The sequence below is a fragment of the Georgenia ruanii genome (assembly GCF_009193175.1).
GTDB classification, from domain to species: Bacteria; Actinomycetota; Actinomycetes; order Actinomycetales; family Actinomycetaceae; genus Georgenia; species Georgenia ruanii.
In genome coordinates this window covers 472,544-490,007 of record NZ_VUKE01000001.1, presented here as the reverse complement: position 1 = coordinate 490,007, position 17,464 = coordinate 472,544, and the positions used below count along the sequence as shown (strand labels likewise).

Below are 17,464 nucleotides of genomic sequence, written 5' to 3'. Positions count from 1 at the left end.
CCGATGACGCTGCGCAACTACGTGCGGCCCTGGATCGCCGGAGCCCTGACTTGGCTGGTCGTCGTGCTGCTGAGCAAGCTGACCTACCGTGCCCTGCTCGGTGGCGGCGACCTGGGACCGCTCCTGCTCATGGGGTTCGCGACGATCGTGGCGCTCCCGGTCCTCAGCGCCGCCGTCGCCGTGCTGCTGCTCCCCGCCCCGACCGTGCGGCGCCCGGCGGCCTGGCTGCTCGCGGGCGTGCCGGTGACCGTGGCGGCGCTGGCGGTCTCCGCGCTGACCGTGGACGCGCCCACGGCGCCGGGCGTCGGAGCGCTCGCGGTGGTGGTGGCCCTCGCAGCGGGCGCCTCGCTCGGCGTGGGATGGTGGCGGGTGCGGCTCGCGGGCACGCCGCGGCGGTCCGCGCGGGCGGCCCGCACGGGCTACGAGGCACGATGACGGAGGAGAACCGGCGGATGGCAGGCAAGGTGGCACGGGCGGTGGCCGCGGCGGTAGGGGCTGCGGCGCTGCTCGCCGGGTGCACGTCCGGGACGCCGGACGGCTTCACCCGGCTGGAGCAGGGCTGGCTCGCCGTGGACGTGCCCAAGGGCCTCGTCGCGGTGCCCGAGGCCGAGTCCGGCGCCTACGACGTCGTGCTCCAGGACGCCGCGGAGGACCCCCAGCTCCAGCTCGCCGCAGCCACGGAGTACGGGACCAACCCCGCCCGGGGCACCCTCAGCGTGGTGCGGGCCGAGCAGCCCTTCGGGCCCGTCGACGATGGCGACAAGTTCTCCGAGGTCGAGGGCCGCGACGGCCAGGAGCTGTGGCGGTGGGACTTCACCTACGACGACGGCGGCTACCACGGCGTCACGTGGGTGGCGCACGACCCCGACGCCGCGCGCACGGTCGTCGTCGCGCTCAGCGCGGTCGAGCTGGACGACGCGACGGTGCAGGCCGTCGAGGACAGCATCGAGGTGCGCCCCGCGGACGCCTGATGGCGGCCCGCCGGCCAACGCCTGACGGCGGGGCCAAGGACCGCCGCACGACGGCGGGGCCAAGGACCGCCGCCCGACGGCGGGCTCCCGGGAACCCCCCGCCGTGCCTGGGACCTTGGGCCCCGGGACCAACGTCGCAAAAGGCGCGGACGCGGCGGACCTACGTTCATGGTGTGGAAATCGGACGGGCGCAACCGGTGCCGGGTCCGAGGCCGGAGGAGCCGGGCTCGCGGTGAGCCCGCCGCAGCGTCCTGAAAGGACCCGCCATGAACAGCAAGCCCGCCAAGGTCACCGGGATCGTCGCGATCGTCGCCGGGATCGTCTTCATTCTCGCCGGGGGCGTGACGTGGGGGTTGATCACCTCGAACCTGGTCGAGCAGAAGATCACCGTGGCGGAGGACTCGCGCATGCTGCCCGGGGACGAGGTCAACGGCCCGTTCTCGGCCTTCGTGGAGGCGCAGATCATCAACGAGCACGCGAAGCACGCCACGGAGGGCAAGACGTACGCCGAGCTGGGCGCGGAGGTCAAGGCCGCCGAGGCGGCCGGGGACACGGCCAGGGCGGAGGAGCTGCAGGGCCAGCGCACCACGGTGATGAACGCGTCGTTCCTGCGGGCCTCGCTGTTCACCTCGGTGATCGCCTACGGGGTGGCCGCCCTGGTGATGGGCCTGGGCGTGATCCTCACCCTGGTCGGCTGGGCCTTCACCAGCGTCGCCGCCCCGGTGACGGTGGCCGTGGAGCGGCGCGAGGCCGCGTTGGTCTGACCTGACACACCACACCGAGGACCCCGCGGGCACGCCGCGGGGTCCTCGCTCGTCATCGAGGCGCCTGGAGCGCCGCGGACGGCCCGATGCCCGGGCTCCTGCCGTGCGGCGTCGTGGCCGCTCCGGTGTACTGCCTCCTGCAGGGAGCCGTGCCCGGCGCCGACCGGGGCGCCGGGCACGGTGCACAGTGCCGGGGAGGGACCCGCCATGAGCACCAGACCCGCCCGGGTGATCGGCATCATCGCGATCGTTGCCGGCATCCTGTTCATCGTCGCCGGCGCGGTGACGTGGGCGATGATCACCTCGAACCTGTCCGAGCAGAAGATCGTCGTCGCGCAGGACTCCCCGGTGCTCGCCGGGGACGGGGTCAACGGCCCGTTCTCCGCCTTCGCCCAGGCACAGATCATCAACACCCACGCCGAGCACGCCACGGGCGGGAAGACCTACGCCCAGCTGGGCGACGAGGTGACGGCCGCCCAGCAGGCCGGCGACACCGCCAAGGCCGAGCAGCTGCAGGCCCAGCGCACCACGGTGATGACCGCCTCCTTCCTGCGCGCCTCGCTGTTCACCTCGGTCGTCGCCTACGGCATGGCGGCCCTCGTGGTCGGGCTGGGCATCCTGTTGATCCTCATCGGCTGGGCGCTCGGCAACCTCGCGAGGGTCGCCCCCGCGTCCGCCGCAGCTGCGTCCGGCACGGTCTGACCGCCCCGCCCGGCGGCGGGCATGCGGCAGGCCCCGCGGATCGAGCCACGGGGCCTGCCGGGGTAAGGGGCCGAGCTGCGCGTCAGGTCCGGGAGCCGGGAGCCCGCTCGCGGCCGCGCCGCAGCAGCGGCGTCAAGAGCAGCGTCACCGCCGCGAGCAGCAGCAGGCCGATGAGCGTGAGCTGCAGGTCGATGCGGTAGCCCAGGGCGACGACGACGGCCGCCGCGCCGCACACCGCCAGCACCAGGCCCAGGATGAGCGTCCCCGACCGGGGGCCGCGGGGGCGCTCGACCGGGGCGGTGCGCGCCGACCAGACCGGCGGTGCTCCGGCGTCGGCCCGCGCCGTGGCCCACAGGGACGGGGCGTCTGCCGGGGAGGCCGACATGCGCGCGGGGTCCTCGGCCGGCAGCGCGTGTGCCGCATCTTCGGCCGGCGGCAGCGGGCGGGGCGCGTCCGCTCCGGGTGGCAGCGGCTGGGTCGCGTCCCCTGCGTGTGCCAGCGGCTGGGTTGCGTCCCCTGCGTGCGGCAGCGGCTGGGTCGCGTCGCCCTGAGTGGCGGACGGCGCGCCAGGACCCCCGGTTAGGCGCTCGGTAACCCCGGTGAGGCGCTCGGTGGGTTCCCCCGCCGGCTCCCGGCGGGTGGCCGCGTCGGGGCTCTCGCCGGTCCGCTCGGTGGGTTCCCCCGCCGGCTCCCGGCGGACGACGTCGTCGGGCCCGGGGGTGTCGTGCGTGCTCATCGCTGCTCCTCCTTGTTCTGCACGGTGGTCGCGCCCGGGCCGACCAGCGCGGCGGCCCCGGTGGTGGCCGAGCCGGTCGGCTCGCCCGTGCCGGCGCCGCTCGGCGCCTCGGTCGGCTGTGGGGTCGTGGCGGCGGGGACGTCCTCGATCACGTAGACGCGGCCCGCGCCGGCGTCGACCTTGACGACGATGTCCGGGCTGCCGGTCTGCGCCTCTGGCGAGGACAGGGCGGTGTCGAGGCCGAGGCCGTTGGCCCAGGTCTTGTGCACCCGGCTGCCGTTGTCCTCGGTGAAGACGGACCCGGTGGTGTCGGAGGACCAGCCCGGCCCGGTGCGCGACTCCACGCTCCCCGCCCCCACCTGGGCCTCGACACGGACGGCCGAGCCGGCGGGCACGCGGATGGTGATGTCGCCCGCCCCGACGTCGACCGGGACGGTCAGGGCGCTGCCGGCGGGCAGCTGGCGCAGGTCCAGCTCCAGGTTGCCGGCCGCGAGGTCGTAGCCGCCGGCGGCCTCTTCCACGGTATGGGGCGCGACGGCCATGGTCCCCACCCGCGCGCCCGGACCGAAGTGGAGGTTGACCGGCAGCGCCGTGGTGGCGGCGGTGGCGGGCACCACGAGCAGGGCAAGCAGGATCCCGAGGACGGACAGCGCCCCGCCGCGGCGCCCCCGCGCGCCCGAGAGGAGTACCCCGAGGCCGAGCAGGCCGAGCACCACCCCGCCGATGAGCAGCGGGAGCTGCCAGCCGATCCCGTTGACCCGGTCCAGGAGCAGCAGGGCCGCGACGGCGATGAGGCACAGCGCGAGGACGACGGCGACCACCGCCTGGCCCGGGCCCGGCGTCACCGGGCGCGGGGGGACCGGCGGCTGGGCGACGGCGACCACCGCCTGGCCCGGGCCCGGCGTCACCGGGCGCGGGGGGACCGGCGGCTGGGCGACGGGGTAGGGCCCGCCCGGGCCGAAGGGGCCCTGGCCGCCCGAGACCGGCCCGCGTGGCCCACGGGGCGCGCCGGGGGCGGCGGGCGCCGCGCCGGCGCCGCCGGACCACACCGGTCCGCCCGTGCTGCGCCAGTCGGCCGGCTGCTCGCCTGGCCGGGGTGCGGCGGGAGGCGGCGTGGTCGGCTGGGCCGCGGTCCGTGGGCGCGCGGTGTCGGGGGCGGCCGCAGAGACGCTCGGCCCCGCTCCCTCGGGCGGAGTGTTGCCCACCCAGCCCGGCTGGGGCGGCGTGCCCGCCCAACCCGGCTGCGGCGCGCCCGCCGGGCGGCCGGTGCCGGCAGGGGACGGACCGGCGAAGCCGGCCGGCCCGGACCAGTCCGGCGTGGGGCGCGGCGGGCGGTGGCTGCCGCGCCGGGCGAGGGCCACGATGACGACGACGACGAGCGCGACGGTGGCGAGCGAGACGAGGGACCAGAAGAACCCGTCGCCCCACCACCACCAGTCGCCCCACCAGGTGCCGGGCCGAGACAGGCCGACGACGACGAAGGCGGCGGCCCCCGCGAGGGCGGCGTCGACGTTGCCGTGCAGCGCCTCCTGCAGGTGGATGCGCCCGTCCGACTCCTCGGGCAGGAGGGCCCAGCCGAGGCCGTACAGCAGCAGGCCCAGCCCGCCGAAGAGCGTCATGACGACGAGGACGCCGCGCACCAGCAGGGGGTCGACGTCGAGGCGCCGGGCGATGCCGGCGGCGACGCCGCCGATCCAGCGGTCCTCGCCGCGCCAGATCCCGGTGCGGCGGAGGGAGTCGAAGAAGCTTGCGGTGCTCGACGACCGGAAGCGGGGCGGCGGGCCGGACGGGCCGGGGCCGCCGAAAGGCCCGGCGCCCGGTGGGACGGGACCGCCGGCCGAGGGCCCGGTGCCGGACGCACCCGCGCCCTGTGGACCGGACGGGCCGGCACCCTGCGGGCCGGCCGCGCCGTCGGGGCGCTCGCCGCCGGAAGGCATGTCAGTGGTGTTCATGCTCCCAGCCAACCGTCCGCGGGTGGGCCCCGACCATCGGGGACCCCCCTGGGCCGACCCTGATCTTCGCCCGGCGCGACCCCGGAACAGGGCTCCGGACCTGGGGTGACGGGCTCGGGACGTGTGACGATGGGGCCGTGACCGCCTCCGCCGCCCCGCGCGCCCGCCTGCCGCTGCGCCGCCCGACCTCCGGGCGCGTGCTCGGCGGCGTGGCCGCCGGCGTCGCGGCGCACCTGGGCTGGCCGGTCACCGCGGTGCGTTGGGCCTTCGCCCTCACCTCGCTCGTGGCGGGCGCCGGCATCGCCATGTACGTGTGGCTGTGGGCCACCGTCCCGGCCGGCGACCCGCACGACGCCGCGCCGGTCGGGCGCACCCGGCTGGCGCCCCGGCTGCGCGTCGGGCAGCTCACGCCCGCGGCCCGGGACGTCACCGTCGCCGTCGTGCTGCTGGCCACCGCCGCCCTGCTGCTCCTGTGGCGCACCGACCGGGCCCAGCCGGCCACCTGGCTGGTCCCGCTCCTCATCGTCGCCGCCGGCGCGGCCCTCGCCTGGGGGCAGCTGGCCGAGGTGGCCCGCACCGGCGTCAGCGCCCGCCGCCGCGGCGCCGTGGTCCTGCGGGTCGCGGCGGGCGTCGGCCTCGCCGTGCTCGGGGCGCTGCTGCTCGTCGGCCGCGGGGAGAGCCTGGTGGTCCTGCTGCGCGGCGCCGCGGCCGGGCTGGCGATCGTCGCCGGCGTCGCCGTCGTGCTGGCACCGCTGCTGCTGCGCCTGGTGCGCGAGCTCGGCGCCGAGCGCGAGGCCCGGGCGCGGGAGGCCGAGCGCGCCGACATCGCCGCCCACCTGCACGACTCGGTCCTGCAGACCCTGTCGATGATCCGGTCCCGGGCGGCCGGCAACGAGGACGTCGCCCGGCTGGCCCGCGCCCAGGAGCGCGAGCTGCGCGAGTGGCTCTACACCGACCGCCCCGCGCCCGGCACCTCCACCGCCGACGACGTGCGCCGGGTGGCCGCCGAGGTCGAGGACCGCCACGGCGTCCCCGTCGAGGTCGTCACGGCCGGCGACGCGGTGCCGGACGCCGGGACCCCGGCGCTCACCGCCGCGACGCGGGAGGCGCTGGCCAACGCCGTCGTGCACGGCCGCCCGCCGGTCAGCCTGTACGTGGAGGTGGGACCCGAGCGGGTGGAGGTCTTCGTGCGCGACCGCGGCGACGGGTTCGACCTCGCCGCCGTGCCGGACGACCGGCACGGCGTGCGCGAGTCCATCATCGGGCGGATGCGCCGCCACGGCGGCGACGCCGAGATCCGCACCCGGGCCACCGGCACCGAGGTGCACCTGACCATGCCACGGAAGGGGCAACCATGAGCGAGACCACCGCGGGGGCGGCACCGATCCGCGTGCTCATCGTCGACGACCACGCCCTCGTGCGCGCCGGGGTGCGCGCCGAGCTCGCCGGGCACGCCCCGGACCTGGACGTGGTGGGCGAGGCCGACGACGTCGAGGGCGCCGTCGCCGCGGTGCACGCCCTCCTGCCCGACGTCGTCCTCCTCGACGTCCACCTCCCCGGCGGCCGCGGCGGCGGGGGCGCCGAGGTGGTCGCCAGCTGCGCCGACGTGCTGGGCCAGACCCGCTTCCTGGCCCTGTCGGTCTCCGACGCCAGCGAGGACGTCGTCGCCGTCATCCGGGCCGGCGCCCGCGGCTACGTCACCAAGGCCATCAGCGCCGACGAGCTCGCCGCCGCGGTCCGCCGCGTGGCCGCCGGCGACGCCGCCTTCTCCCCGCGCCTGGCCGGTTTCGTCCTCGACGCCTTCGGGACCGGCGCCGCGGACGTCGCCGTGCGCGACGACGAGCTCGACCGGCTCACGGCCCGCGAGCAGGAGGTGATGCGGCTGATCGCCCGCGGCTACGCCTACAAGGAGGTGGCCGCCGAGCTGTTCATCTCGATCAAGACCGTCGAGACGCACGTCTCGGCGGTGCTGCGCAAGCTCCAGCTCTCCTCGCGCCACGAGCTCACCCGGTGGGCGGCCGCGCGGCGGCTGCTCTAGCCGACCGGCCCGACGCCGCTCCGCCCCCCAGGCTGTGAGCAGGGTCTCTGGACCTGCCGCGCGGCCCGGGGCCGGGCCCGCGCCCCGTGTTCCCTAGGGTGTCCGGTATGAGCATCCTCCTGGGCATCCTCCTCGTCATCCACATGATCGGCTGGGCGATCGTGCTCGGCGGCACGCTGACCCACCTGCGCCCGCCGCGCATCGCCACGGGGGTCACGCACGGCGCGCTGACCGCGCTGGTGGCGGGCATCCTCATGGTCGGCGTGGCGGAGATGGGCGGCCGCGACCTCGACTACGCCTGGGTCGCGGTCAAGCTGGTGGTGGGGCTGGTCGTCACGGCCCTGGCGATCTTCGGCGCCCGCCGCGAGGAGAAGGTCACCACCGGTCTGGTCGGCGGCATCGCCGGGCTGACCATGCTCAACATCGCGGTGGCCGTCCTCTGGCGCTGACCGCCGCGCCGGTGCCGCACGGCGCCGTCCCGAACCTGAGGAGGCATCGTGGCCCCGCTCGCTGAGGTGGTCGTCGGGCTCGTCATCGTCGTGGGCCTGGTCGGCGCAGTCGTCCAGGTCTACCCCGGCGGGCTCATCGTGCTGGGCGCGGTGGCGGTGTGGGGCGTGGTCACCGGCGGGCCGGTGGGCTGGACGGTCCTGACCGTCGCCGCGCTGGCGGTGCTCGGCGCGGGCGTGGCCAAGTACCTGCTGGCCGGGCGCTACCTCACCCGCGCCGGCGTGCCCGGTCGCTCCCTGCTGGCCGGGGGCGTGCTCGGCGTCGTCGGGTTCTTCGTCGTCCCGGTGGTGGGCCTCGCGCTCGGCTTCGTGCTCGGCGTCTACCTCGCCGAGCTGGCCCGCCGCCACGAGCAGGGCGCCGCCTGGCGGGCCACGGTCGTGGCCATGAAGGCCACCGGGCTGACCATCCTCATCGAGCTGGCCGGGGCGATGGTGGCCACCGGGGCGTGGGGGATCGGGCTGCTCCTCACCCGGTGATCGGGGTTGTTCTCCACCCCACGAGCGGGCTGTTGCTCACATGGCGCCGCCGGTGGCGCCGGGTGTCGGTGGGGCCGCATAGGCTTGCCGTGCGATGACCTCACTGTTCGACAACCTGCCCCTTGCCGGCCTCTCCGCCCAGGACCTGCCGCCGCTGCCCGCCGCCGTGCCCCCGCGCGACGAGCCCGCCCCCGGCTGGGCGGTGGAGCCGCCGGCGCGGGACGTGCCCGAGGCGGCCCTCGCCGACGACCCGGTCGCCCGGGCGCGCCGCCGCGCCGGGCTCGACGGCGCCACCCCGCCGGGCCGGCCGCGCCTCGACCCCGCCAAGCTGGTGGCCGACCTCAACCCCCAGCAGCGCGAGGCCGTCGTGCACTCCGGCTCCCCGCTGCTCATCGTCGCCGGCGCCGGCTCGGGCAAGACCCGCGTGCTGACCCACCGCATCGCCTACCTGTTGGCCACCGGGCGGGCCCGCCCGGGGGAGATCCTCGCGATCACCTTCACCAACAAGGCCGCCGCCGAGATGCGCGAGCGGGTCGAGGGCCTCGTGGGCCCCTCCGCGAGCCGGATGTGGGTCTCGACCTTCCACTCGGCCTGCGTGCGGATCCTGCGCCGCGAGCACGCCGCCCTCGGCCTGCGCTCGAGCTTCTCCATCTACGACGCCGCGGACTCCCAGCGGCTCATGACGCTGGTGTGCCGCCAGCTGGACCTCGACCCCAAGCGGTACCCGCCCAAGACGTTCTCCCGGAAGGTCTCCGACCTCAAGAACGAGCTCGTCGACCCCGAGGAGTACGCCCGGAGCGTCTCGGAGTCGAACGCCTTCGACAAGGCCCTCGCGCAGGCGTACGCGCAGTACAACGAGCGGCTGCGGCAGGCGCACGCCCTCGACTTCGACGACCTCATCATGACCACGGTCAACCTGCTGCAGGCCTTCCCGGCGGTGGCGGAGCACTACCGGCGCCGGTTCCGCCACGTCCTGGTGGACGAGTACCAGGACACCAACCACGCCCAGTACATGCTGGTGCGCGAGCTGGCCGGGGTGGGCCGGGACGCCGACGGCGAGGGCGAGCGCGACGGGCTGCCGCCGGCCGAGCTCACCGTGGTCGGTGACTCCGACCAGTCGATCTACGCCTTCCGCGGCGCCACCATCCGCAACATCCTCGAGTTCGAGGAGGACTACCCCGACGCCCGGACCATCCTGCTCGAGCAGAACTACCGCTCCACGCAGAACATCCTCACCGCGGCCAACGCCGTCATCGCCCGCAACCCCGGGCGGCGGCCGAAGAACCTGTGGACCGACTCCGGCGCGGGTCCGCTCATCGTCGGCTACGTGGCCGACTCCGAGCACGAGGAGGCCCGGTTCATCGCCGAGGAGATCGACCGGCTGGGCGACGAGAACGGCACCCGGCCCGGCGACGTGGCGGTCTTCTACCGCACCAACGCCCAGTCCCGCGCGCTGGAGGAGGTGCTGGTGCGCACCGGCATCCCCTACAAGGTGGTCGGCGGCACCCGCTTCTACGAGCGCAAGGAGATCAAGGACGCCATCGCGTACCTGCGCGCCGTCGCCAACCCCGACGACGCCGTCAACCTGCGCCGCATCCTCAACGTGCCCAAGCGCGGGCTGGGGGACAAGGCCGAGGCCATGCTGGCCGCCCACGCCGAGCGCGAGCGGGTCTCCTTCGGCCAGGCCATCGCCGACGCCGCCGCCGAGCCCGGGCAGACCCGCGACGGCGCGCCGGTGCCCGAGGTCATCGGGCTGGCCACCCGGTCCCGCACCCAGGTGCGCGGCTTCCACGAGCTCATGAGCGGGCTGCGGGAGATGAACGACGCCGGGGCCACCCCCGCCGAGGTCCTCGACGCCGCCCTGGACCGCTCGGGCTACCTCGCCGAGCTGCGCGCGAGCGAGGACCCGCAGGACGCCACCCGGGTGGAGAACCTCGCCGAGCTGCACGCCGTGGCGGCGGAGTTCTCCGAGCAGGACCCCGACGGAGACCTCGGCGACTTCCTCGAGCGGGTGGCCCTGGTCGCGGACTCCGACCAGATCCCCGACGCGCACGCCCAGGAGCAGGGCCAGGTCACCCTCATGACGGTGCACACCGCCAAGGGCCTGGAGTTCCCCGTCGTGTTCGTCACCGGCCTGGAGGACGGCACCTTCCCGCACCAGCGCTCGCTCACCGAGGAGGACGAGCTCGCCGAGGAGCGGCGCCTGGCGTACGTGGCGCTGACCCGGGCGCGTGAGCGGCTCTACCTCTCCCGCGCCGCGGTGCGCACCGCCTGGGGCATGCCCCAGCAGCTGCCCGCCTCGCGGTTCCTCCAGGACATCCCCGAGGAGCTGGTCGACTGGCGTCGTGCCGAGTCCTCGATGGAGGCCCTGCGCGAACGGCCCGCCGGCGGCTTCGGCGGCGGGTACGGCGGGCGGGGCGGCGGCTGGAACGGCAGCCCGGGGCGCGGCGGCTTCGGCGGCGGGTCGGGCGCCCGCAGCGGCCCCGTGCGCACCGGCAAGCTCGGCGCGAGGACGACCTCGACCGGCGCGAAGTTCGGCTCCGCCACGCCACGGCCCGAGGCGGACGTGCCCGGCCTGGACGTGGGCGACAAGGTCACCCACGACAGCTACGGCGTCGGCACCGTGATCGGCCTGGAGGGCGCCGGGTCCTCCGCCGTCGCGAAGATCGACTTCGGCGGCGGGCAGACCAAGCGCCTGCTCCTGCGCTACTCCCCGGTGACGAAGCTGTAGCGCCCCGACGACGGCGAAGCCTCTCGCGCCGGGGAGACGGCGCGCCCCAGCAGGGCCACGCCGAAGAACTGCAGCACCTCGGCGTAGGCCGGGTGGGCGAAGTCCGAGCCCAGCGCGCCGAGCAGGAGGGTCAGCACGAGGCCGCCGCCGACCGCCGCGAGCAGGACCGCGGGCAGCCGCCTCCCGGGCCGGCGCAGCAGCAGGATGCCGAGCACGGTGCTGACCGGGAAGCTGGCCACGAACCCGGCGGTCGTGAGACCCAGCAGCCAGGCGGGTGCGTCCTCGGTGGTGACCACCACGCCGAGCAGGAACGGGACGGCCAGCATCACCAGCAGCGCGACCAGCACGCGTCGCACCCACCGGACGGCGCCGCGGCCGTCGTCGATCCGGTGCCCGTTCACCACCAGGACGGCGGTGAGCAGCGCGTAGAGCAGCCCGTGCGCGACGGTGGAGACGTAGTACGCCCAGGCGGGGCCGCCGTCGGCGAAGACCGAGAACTCCCCGGTCAGGCCGTGGGTGACGGCGTCGGTCAGGGCGATGAGGGCGACAGCGGTGGCCGCCGCGAGGGCGGCCCGGGTCAGGCGGGTCATGGTGGGTCCTTCGGGTCTGGGGCGCACCGGTGTGCGCCGACCCCTGGACGGTAGGAACCGGGCCCGGCAGGAGGCGTCCTGCGCGGCGCGCACGGCGCTGGCCGCCGGTGTCCTCCCCGGCGGGCGGGGCCCGGTGCCGCACGCAGGACCGGGGTCCTCCGTGAGGAGGACGTCCGCCCCGCGGGGCTGGCCCTATGCTCGCGCCGTGCAGGCGCTGCGGCGGGAGAACCTCGGCATCCTCGCGGGTGCCTTGCTTCTCGGTGCCCTCACGGGCGCCCTCGTGGGCGGCACCGTCGCCGACGCCCTGTTCGTCTCCTGCCTCGCGCTCGGTCTTCTTCTCGCCCTGCGGCATGTCGCGGGTGCGACCCTGCGGTGGCGGGCGGCCCGCGCCCGAGCCGCTGAGGTGGCCGCGTTGCGGCCGGGAGCCGTCGCCCGCGCCGCCGTCCGGGAGGAACGGGCCCGCCTGACTGCGGATGTCCAGGCCGTGGTCCGCGCGGCCGTGGTGGACATGCAGGACGGCGCCCGAAGGGCGGCCGGGGCGTGGGACGCGGAGCCGGTCGCCGAGCTTCGCGGGATCCAGCGCGCGGGCACGGCCGCCACCAGCGAGCTGCGCCGCATGCTCGGGCTCCTGCGTGAGCCCGTCGAGCCGGCACCCGCGGCGGCCGCGGACGCGGACGGTGCGCGCATCCGCCGGGCCGAGGTCGTGCTGGCGGCCCTCGCGGCGGCCGACGTGCTCGTGGAGGCGGTGATCGCGCACCGGACGGGCTGGCCCGAGGCGGCGTACATGACGCCCGTGGCCGTCGGCCTGACCGTCCTCGCCGCCCTCACCGTCCTCGGCCGCAGGCTCGCGTCCGGCGCCTCGACGCTCCTGCTCGCGGCCCTCGTCACCACCGGGACCCTGGTCGGGCACTCCGTGGTCGAAGGGGTGTGGATGCTCGTCACCGTCGGTGCGCTCGGGTGGGCGTGCGGGGCGTGGGAGCGTCGCCTGACCTGGGCGCTGGCGGGACCGGGGATGCTGGCGCTCGCCCTGGTCCACAAGCACGCCCAGGCCCGTCCCGAGAACCTCTTCATCGCGCTCGTCATCCTGGGAGTGGGGCTGTTCACCGGGCTCCTGGTCCGGGTGATGCGGTCACGGGCGAGGCGCGCCCGGCGTGCCGTCGGCGCGCGTGAGGCCGAGCTGGGGGCCGCGTCCGCCGCGGCCGTGCTGGCCGAGCGGCTGACGGTGGCCCGGGAGCTCCACGATCTCGTCTCCGGTGCGGTCGGTGTCGTGGTCATGCAGGCCGGGGCGGCCGAGGTGCTGCTCGCCACCGACCGGGCCGGTGGGCGCCGGGCACTCGACGTGGTCCTGACCACGTGCGCCCACACCCTGGAGGAACTGGACCGGTTCCTCGCCGCGAAGGACGGCGCGCCCGGCAGCGCCGGCCACGACCTGGCGGACCTGCGCGGCCTGGTGGACCGGATGCGGCTGGCCGGGCTCGCCGTCGACCTCACGATGGTCGGCGACGCCGCCGCCGCGATGCCCACGGTGTACCGGGTGGTGCAGGAGGCGTTGCTCAACACTCTGCGGCACGCGCCGGGCGCGCGGGCCGCCGTCGAGGTCGCCGCCGCTGGCGGCCGGGTACGGGTCGTCGTCGTCGACGACGGGCCGGGACCCGGCGCCGACGCCTCCCGCGGGTTCGGCCTCGTCGGCCTCGCCGAGCGGGTCCAGTCCGACGGCGGCACGCTCAGCACCGGGACGGGCCCCGAGGGGACCGGGTTCCGAGTGGATGCCACGCTGCCCCTGCCGGCCGACACCCGGCTGCCGATCTCGCCGGCACCAACCTGGGCCCCCCGCACCGCGGCCGGTGCCGGCCGTCCGGCCGCAGGGACGGGGGCGCCGTGACCGTTCGTGTGCTGCTGGCGGACGACCACGACCTGCTTCGGCAGGGCCTCGCCGCGATCCTCGGGACCGACCCGGACTTGGAGGTGGTGGGGGAGTGCGCGGACGGGCCGAGCGCCGTGCGCCGCACCCGGGCGCTCGAGCCGGACGTGGTGCTCATGGACATCGAGATGCCCGGCGGGAACGGCCTCGCGGCAACCGCCCAGATCCTTGCCGCTCAGCCGGCGGTGCGGGTGATGATGCTGACCACCTTCGACTTGGACGAGTACGTCCTCGCCGCGCTGCGCGCCGGCGCCAGCGGGTACCTGGTCAAGACGATGCCGCCGGCGAAGATCGTCGCCGCCGTCAGGGCGTGCGCTGCCGGGGAGCTGATGCTGGGGCCCACCGTGCTGGACCGGCTCGTGGCGAGCTACGTGCAGCAGACCGAGCCCGCCGCGTTCCCTGGCCTGGACACCTTGACCGCCCGGGAGCGGGAGGTGCTCCTCGCCATGGCGCAGGGGCTGTCCAACGCCGAGATCGGGCAGGCCCTGTACATGGCGGAGACCACGGTGAAGACGCACGTCACCCGGGTGCTGGCGAAGCTCGGCGTGCGCGACCGGGTCCAGGCCGTCGTCGTGGCGCACCGCAGCGGACTGGGCCGCCGGGCTGACATTCCTCACGCTCCGCGCGCCGCGCCCGGTGGTGTGGGTGGGCGCCCCTAACCTCGGCAAGCAGAGGTCGGGCCGGGGAGGTGAGGCGATGAGCACCCAGGTGCGGGAGTGGCAGGCGGACCTTCGGGCCGCGGCGGGCGCGGGGCGCATCGAGGGCCTCGACGGCCTGCGGGCCCTGGCGGTGACCGCCGTGCTCGTCTACCACGTGCGGCCCGCCTCGCTGCCCGGGGGGTTCCTCGGGGTGGACGTTTTCTTCGTCGTCTCCGGGTTCCTCATCACCACCCTTCTGCTGCGTGAGCTGAATGCCAAGGGCCGGCTGGACCTGCCGCGGTTCTGGGTGCGGCGCGTCCGCCGGCTCGTGCCGGCCCTGGCCGCCGTCGTCCTCGTGACGATCCCGTTCGCCTGGCTGACCGACACCGACCTGCTCGTCGGGCTCGGGCGGCAGACGCTGGGCGCGCTGACCTTCTCCACCAACTGGCTCGAGGTGGCCGCCGGCACCAGCTACTTCACGGCGACGGCGCCGCAGCTGTTCGTGAACTTCTGGTCCCTGGCGGTGGAGGAGCAGTTCTACCTGTTCTGGCCGCTGGTCCTCGTCGCCGTGGTGGCGGCGACGACGAGCGCGAGCCGGCGGGTCCTGGCCGCGCTCGCCGTCGCCGTCGTGTCGGCCACGCTCATGGCCGTCCTCTACGTACCCGGCGAGGACGCCACGCGGGTGTACTACGGCACCGACACGCACCTGTTCGGCCTCATGCTCGGCGCGGCGCTCGCGTTCGCCTGGGCCGCCCCGGGCGGCGGTCCGCTGGCGGTGTCCGGCTGGCAGCGGCGGCGCGGGCCGGTGGCCGCGGCCGCGCTCGCCGCCCTGCTGGTCCTCATGCTCACGCTGCGGCAGGCCAGCCCCGTGACCTTCCGCGGTGGCATCCTGCTGGGGTCGGTGCTCAGCGCGGCGCTGGTCGCCGCGCTCCTCGGACCGCCGAGCCGGTTCCAGCGGCTCATGCGGCTGCGGCCGCTGGAGTGGCTGGGTCGGCGCTCCTACGCCGCCTACCTCTGGCACTGGCCCGTCCTCATCCTCGCCGACGCCCTCGTGCCCACGGCCTACGACTCCGCCGCGCACTGGGCACTGCGGGCCGCGGCGGTCGGCGTGACGCTCGCCGCGGCGGCGCTGTCGTTCCGCCTCGTGGAGGAGCCGGTGCGCCGGCTCGGCTTCCGCGCCTGCGCCCGCCGGGTCGCCGCCTCGCTCGTCAGCCGGGTGCCGGCCCGCCGTGCGCTCGCCCGCGCCGTGGCCGGGGCCGGCGCGCTCGCGGTCGTCGCCTCCCTCGCGGCCATCGCCGTCGCCCCGGAGCGCACGCGCACGCACGACCGGCTCCTCGCCGGGCAGCGCGCCGTGGACGCCTCCGCCGACCGCGCCGAGGTGGTCGCGCCGGTCACGCCGGATCAACCCTCGCCCACGGGCCCGCAGGCGCCGGACCGCTCCATGCCCACGGGGGCGGAGATCACCGGCTTCGGCGACTCCATCGTGGTCACCAGCGTCGACGGCCTGGAGGCACGCTTCCCCGGGATCATGCTCGATGCCCGGTCGAACCGGCAGTGGCGCGACGGCGAGCAGGCGGTGCAGGCCCGGCTGGCGGAGGGCACGGTGCGCCGGGCGGTCTTCCTCGACTTCGGCACCAACGCCGGGGTGCGCGACGAGGCGCTCGTACGCCGCGTGCTCGACTCCCTGGGGGACCGCCTCATCGTGGTGGTCAACCTCTACGGCGGCAGCTACTGGGTCCCGGAGGCCAACGCCACGCTGGAGCGGATCGTCGCGAGCTACCCCAACGCCGTCGTCGCCGACTGGCACGCGGCGATCTCCCAGCAACCCCGCCTGCTGCAGGCGGACGGCATCCACCCGGGCATCCAGGGCGCGCACCTGTACGCCGATGTGGTCGCGCGCGCCTTCGCCCAGCTCTCCGAGCACCTCACCGGGGTGCCGGTCGACCTCGACGCCCCCGCCCCCGGCGAGCCGGCGGCGGACCCGGCCGCCTCGCCCTCCCGGAAGCCGACGCGGGGCCTGGCCGAACCGTCCCCGGCCGCGACGACGATGCCGTCCCCGGACCGCGCGGTCTGAGCCACCCCCGCGGCGCCCCGGAACCGGCCGCCCGGCGCGGCACGCGAGCCCGGCGACGGGCCAGCGGGGACCGGTGCGCACCGCCGTCGGCGGCGGGACCCGGTGTGAGACGCACGCCACCGCGCGGTAGGCTCCCCCGAGATGTCTTGATGTCGAGGCATCTTGTGATGTCAACGGAAGGACGCAGCGGGGTGGACCTCTTCGAGTACCAGGCTCGTGACATGCTCGAGAAGCACGGGGTGCCCGTGCTTCGTGGGATCGTCGCGACGACACCGGCGGAGGCGAGGGCGGCGGCCGAGCAGCTCGGCGGCGGCACGGTGGTCGTCAAGGCGCAGGTGAAGACCGGCGGACGCGGCAAGGCGGGCGGGGTCAAGCTCGCCCACAATCCCGAGGAGACCGAGGCGCGCGCCGCCGAGATCCTCGGCATGGACATCAAGGGCCACACGGTGCACCGCGTGATGATCGCCGAGGGCGCCCAGATCGCCGAGGAGTACTACTTCTCCGTCCTGCTCGACCGGGCCAACCGCAGCTACCTCGCGATGGCGTCGGTCGAGGGCGGCATGGAGATCGAGCAGCTGGCCGTCGAGCGGCCCGAGGCCCTCGCCCGGGTGGCCGTCGACCCGCTCACCGGCATCGACGAGGCGAAGGCCGCCGAGATCGTCGGCCAGGCCGGCTTCGCCCCGGAGGTCGCCGACGAGGTCGCCGCGGTGATCACCAAGCTCTGGACGGTCTACGACGCCGAGGACGCGACGCTCGTCGAGGTCAACCCGCTCGTGCGCACCGAGGGCGGGGCCATCGTCGCCCTGGACGCCAAGGTCTCCCTCGACGCCAACGCGGACTTCCGCCACGCCGAGCGCGCCGAGCTCGAGGACAAGGCGGCCGCCGACCCGCTCGAGGCCAAGGCCAAGGACCTGGGCCTCAACTACGTCAAGCTCGACGGCGAGGTCGGCATCATCGGCAACGGCGCGGGGCTGGTCATGTCCACCCTCGACGTCGTCGCCTACGCCGGCGAGGAGCACGGCGTGCGGCCGGCGAACTTCCTCGACATCGGCGGCGGCGCCAACGCCGAGATCATGGCGAACGGGCTCGACGTCATCCTCGGCGACCCGCAGGTGAAGTCGGTGTTCGTCAACGTCTTCGGTGGCATCACGGCCTGCGACGAGGTCGCCAACGGCATCGTCAAGGCGCTGGAGATCCTCGGCGGCAAGGGCACCAAGCCGCTCGTGGTGCGCCTGGACGGCAACAACGTCGAGGAGGGCCGCCGGATCCTCCGCGAGGCGAACCACCCCCTGGTCACCATGGCCGACACGATGGACGGCGCGGCCGCCAAGGCCGCCGAGCTCGCGGCTGCGAAGTAAGGACCC

The 17,464-nt window shown here is 75.8% G+C and carries 16 protein-coding genes; 13 read left to right on the top strand and 3 right to left on the bottom strand.

Annotation, left to right across the window (positions count from 1 at the left end; genetic code table 11):
- Positions 1-3: 3 nt before the first annotated feature.
- From GD880_RS02260 to GD880_RS02245, 4 genes are all read left to right on the top strand, one after another.
- Positions 4-435, top strand: a complete 432-nt coding sequence (locus tag GD880_RS02260; RefSeq protein WP_152229983.1) for a hypothetical protein — start codon at positions 4-6, stop codon at positions 433-435.
- Positions 436-452: 17 nt separating this feature from the next.
- Positions 453-971 (top strand): hypothetical protein, encoded by a 519-nt coding sequence (locus GD880_RS02255; RefSeq protein ID WP_152229982.1) that lies wholly within the window; start codon positions 453-455, stop codon positions 969-971.
- 266 nt (positions 972-1,237) lie between these two features.
- Positions 1,238-1,735, top strand: coding sequence for an aromatic ring-opening dioxygenase LigA (locus GD880_RS02250; RefSeq protein WP_152229981.1), 498 nt, complete (start codon positions 1,238-1,240; stop codon positions 1,733-1,735).
- 207 nt (positions 1,736-1,942) lie between these two features.
- Entirely contained in the window at positions 1,943-2,437 is a 495-nt protein-coding gene (locus tag GD880_RS02245; RefSeq protein WP_152229980.1) for an aromatic ring-opening dioxygenase LigA, read from the top strand.
- Positions 2,438-2,519: 82 nt separating this feature from the next.
- Here GD880_RS02245 and GD880_RS02240 read toward each other — a convergent pair whose 3' ends face one another.
- The gene (locus tag GD880_RS02240) at positions 2,520-3,173 is read right to left on the bottom strand and encodes a hypothetical protein (RefSeq protein ID WP_152229979.1); all 654 of its coding nucleotides are present in this window, start codon (positions 3,171-3,173) and stop codon (positions 2,520-2,522) included.
- On the bottom strand, positions 3,170-5,125 hold the full coding sequence (locus GD880_RS20580; protein WP_226909309.1) for a PspC domain-containing protein: 1,956 nt from the start codon (positions 5,123-5,125) through the stop codon (positions 3,170-3,172). The genes GD880_RS02240 and GD880_RS20580 overlap by 4 nt, the downstream gene beginning before the upstream one ends.
- A gap of 137 nt (positions 5,126-5,262) precedes the next feature.
- Here GD880_RS20580 and GD880_RS02230 point away from each other — a divergent pair, with 137 nt between their 5' ends.
- From GD880_RS02230 to pcrA, 5 genes are all read left to right on the top strand, one after another.
- Positions 5,263-6,483: an ATP-binding protein gene (locus GD880_RS02230; RefSeq protein WP_152229978.1), complete on the top strand. Its 1,221-nt coding sequence runs from the start codon at positions 5,263-5,265 to the stop codon at positions 6,481-6,483.
- Positions 6,480-7,163, top strand: coding sequence for a LuxR C-terminal-related transcriptional regulator (locus GD880_RS02225; RefSeq protein ID WP_152229977.1), 684 nt, complete (start codon positions 6,480-6,482; stop codon positions 7,161-7,163). The genes GD880_RS02230 and GD880_RS02225 overlap by 4 nt, the downstream gene beginning before the upstream one ends.
- Before the next feature lie 107 nt (positions 7,164-7,270).
- Positions 7,271-7,612: a hypothetical protein gene (locus tag GD880_RS02220; RefSeq protein WP_152229976.1), complete on the top strand. Its 342-nt coding sequence runs from the start codon at positions 7,271-7,273 to the stop codon at positions 7,610-7,612.
- A gap of 48 nt (positions 7,613-7,660) precedes the next feature.
- Positions 7,661-8,146: a DUF456 domain-containing protein gene (locus tag GD880_RS02215; protein WP_152229975.1), complete on the top strand. Its 486-nt coding sequence runs from the start codon at positions 7,661-7,663 to the stop codon at positions 8,144-8,146.
- A 94-nt stretch (positions 8,147-8,240) separates the two neighbouring features.
- Complete coding sequence (gene pcrA / locus GD880_RS02210) at positions 8,241-10,877, top strand: DNA helicase PcrA (RefSeq protein WP_152229974.1); 2,637 nt, start codon at positions 8,241-8,243, stop codon at positions 10,875-10,877.
- On the opposite strand, the gene GD880_RS02205 is transcribed toward pcrA, so the two are convergent.
- Entirely contained in the window at positions 10,853-11,467 is a 615-nt protein-coding gene (locus GD880_RS02205) for a hypothetical protein (RefSeq protein ID WP_152229973.1), read from the bottom strand. The genes pcrA and GD880_RS02205 overlap by 25 nt on opposite strands.
- A gap of 205 nt (positions 11,468-11,672) precedes the next feature.
- On the opposite strand from GD880_RS02205, the gene GD880_RS02200 reads away from it, so the two are divergent.
- From GD880_RS02200 to sucC, 4 genes are all read left to right on the top strand, one after another.
- The gene (locus GD880_RS02200; protein ID WP_152229972.1) at positions 11,673-13,349 is read left to right on the top strand and encodes a sensor histidine kinase; all 1,677 of its coding nucleotides are present in this window, start codon (positions 11,673-11,675) and stop codon (positions 13,347-13,349) included.
- On the top strand, positions 13,346-14,047 hold the full coding sequence (locus GD880_RS02195; protein ID WP_152229971.1) for a response regulator: 702 nt from the start codon (positions 13,346-13,348) through the stop codon (positions 14,045-14,047). Before GD880_RS02200 ends, GD880_RS02195 begins: the two co-directional genes overlap by 4 nt.
- Before the next feature lie 37 nt (positions 14,048-14,084).
- The gene (locus GD880_RS02190; protein ID WP_152229970.1) at positions 14,085-16,100 is read left to right on the top strand and encodes an acyltransferase family protein; all 2,016 of its coding nucleotides are present in this window, start codon (positions 14,085-14,087) and stop codon (positions 16,098-16,100) included.
- 191 nt (positions 16,101-16,291) lie between these two features.
- A complete protein-coding gene (gene sucC / locus GD880_RS02185) occupies positions 16,292-17,458 on the top strand; it encodes an ADP-forming succinate--CoA ligase subunit beta (RefSeq protein WP_152229969.1) in 1,167 nt (388 codons plus the stop codon).
- Positions 17,459-17,464 lie beyond the last annotated feature (6 nt).

Coding starts and splice junctions, on each gene's coding strand:
- GD880_RS02260 (WP_152229983.1), top strand. CDS start 4: ATGACGCTGCGCAACTACGTGCGGCCCTGGATCGCCGGAGCCCTGACT.
- GD880_RS02255 (WP_152229982.1), top strand. CDS start 453: ATGGCAGGCAAGGTGGCACGGGCGGTGGCCGCGGCGGTAGGGGCTGCG.
- GD880_RS02250 (WP_152229981.1), top strand. CDS start 1,238: ATGAACAGCAAGCCCGCCAAGGTCACCGGGATCGTCGCGATCGTCGCC.
- GD880_RS02245 (WP_152229980.1), top strand. CDS start 1,943: ATGAGCACCAGACCCGCCCGGGTGATCGGCATCATCGCGATCGTTGCC.
- GD880_RS02240 (WP_152229979.1), bottom strand. CDS start 3,173: ATGAGCACGCACGACACCCCCGGGCCCGACGACGTCGTCCGCCGGGAG.
- GD880_RS20580 (WP_226909309.1), bottom strand. CDS start 5,125: ATGAACACCACTGACATGCCTTCCGGCGGCGAGCGCCCCGACGGCGCG.
- GD880_RS02225 (WP_152229977.1), top strand. CDS start 6,480: ATGAGCGAGACCACCGCGGGGGCGGCACCGATCCGCGTGCTCATCGTC.
- GD880_RS02220 (WP_152229976.1), top strand. CDS start 7,271: ATGAGCATCCTCCTGGGCATCCTCCTCGTCATCCACATGATCGGCTGG.
- pcrA (WP_152229974.1), top strand. CDS start 8,241: ATGACCTCACTGTTCGACAACCTGCCCCTTGCCGGCCTCTCCGCCCAG.
- GD880_RS02205 (WP_152229973.1), bottom strand. CDS start 11,467: ATGACCCGCCTGACCCGGGCCGCCCTCGCGGCGGCCACCGCTGTCGCC.
- GD880_RS02190 (WP_152229970.1), top strand. CDS start 14,085: ATGAGCACCCAGGTGCGGGAGTGGCAGGCGGACCTTCGGGCCGCGGCG.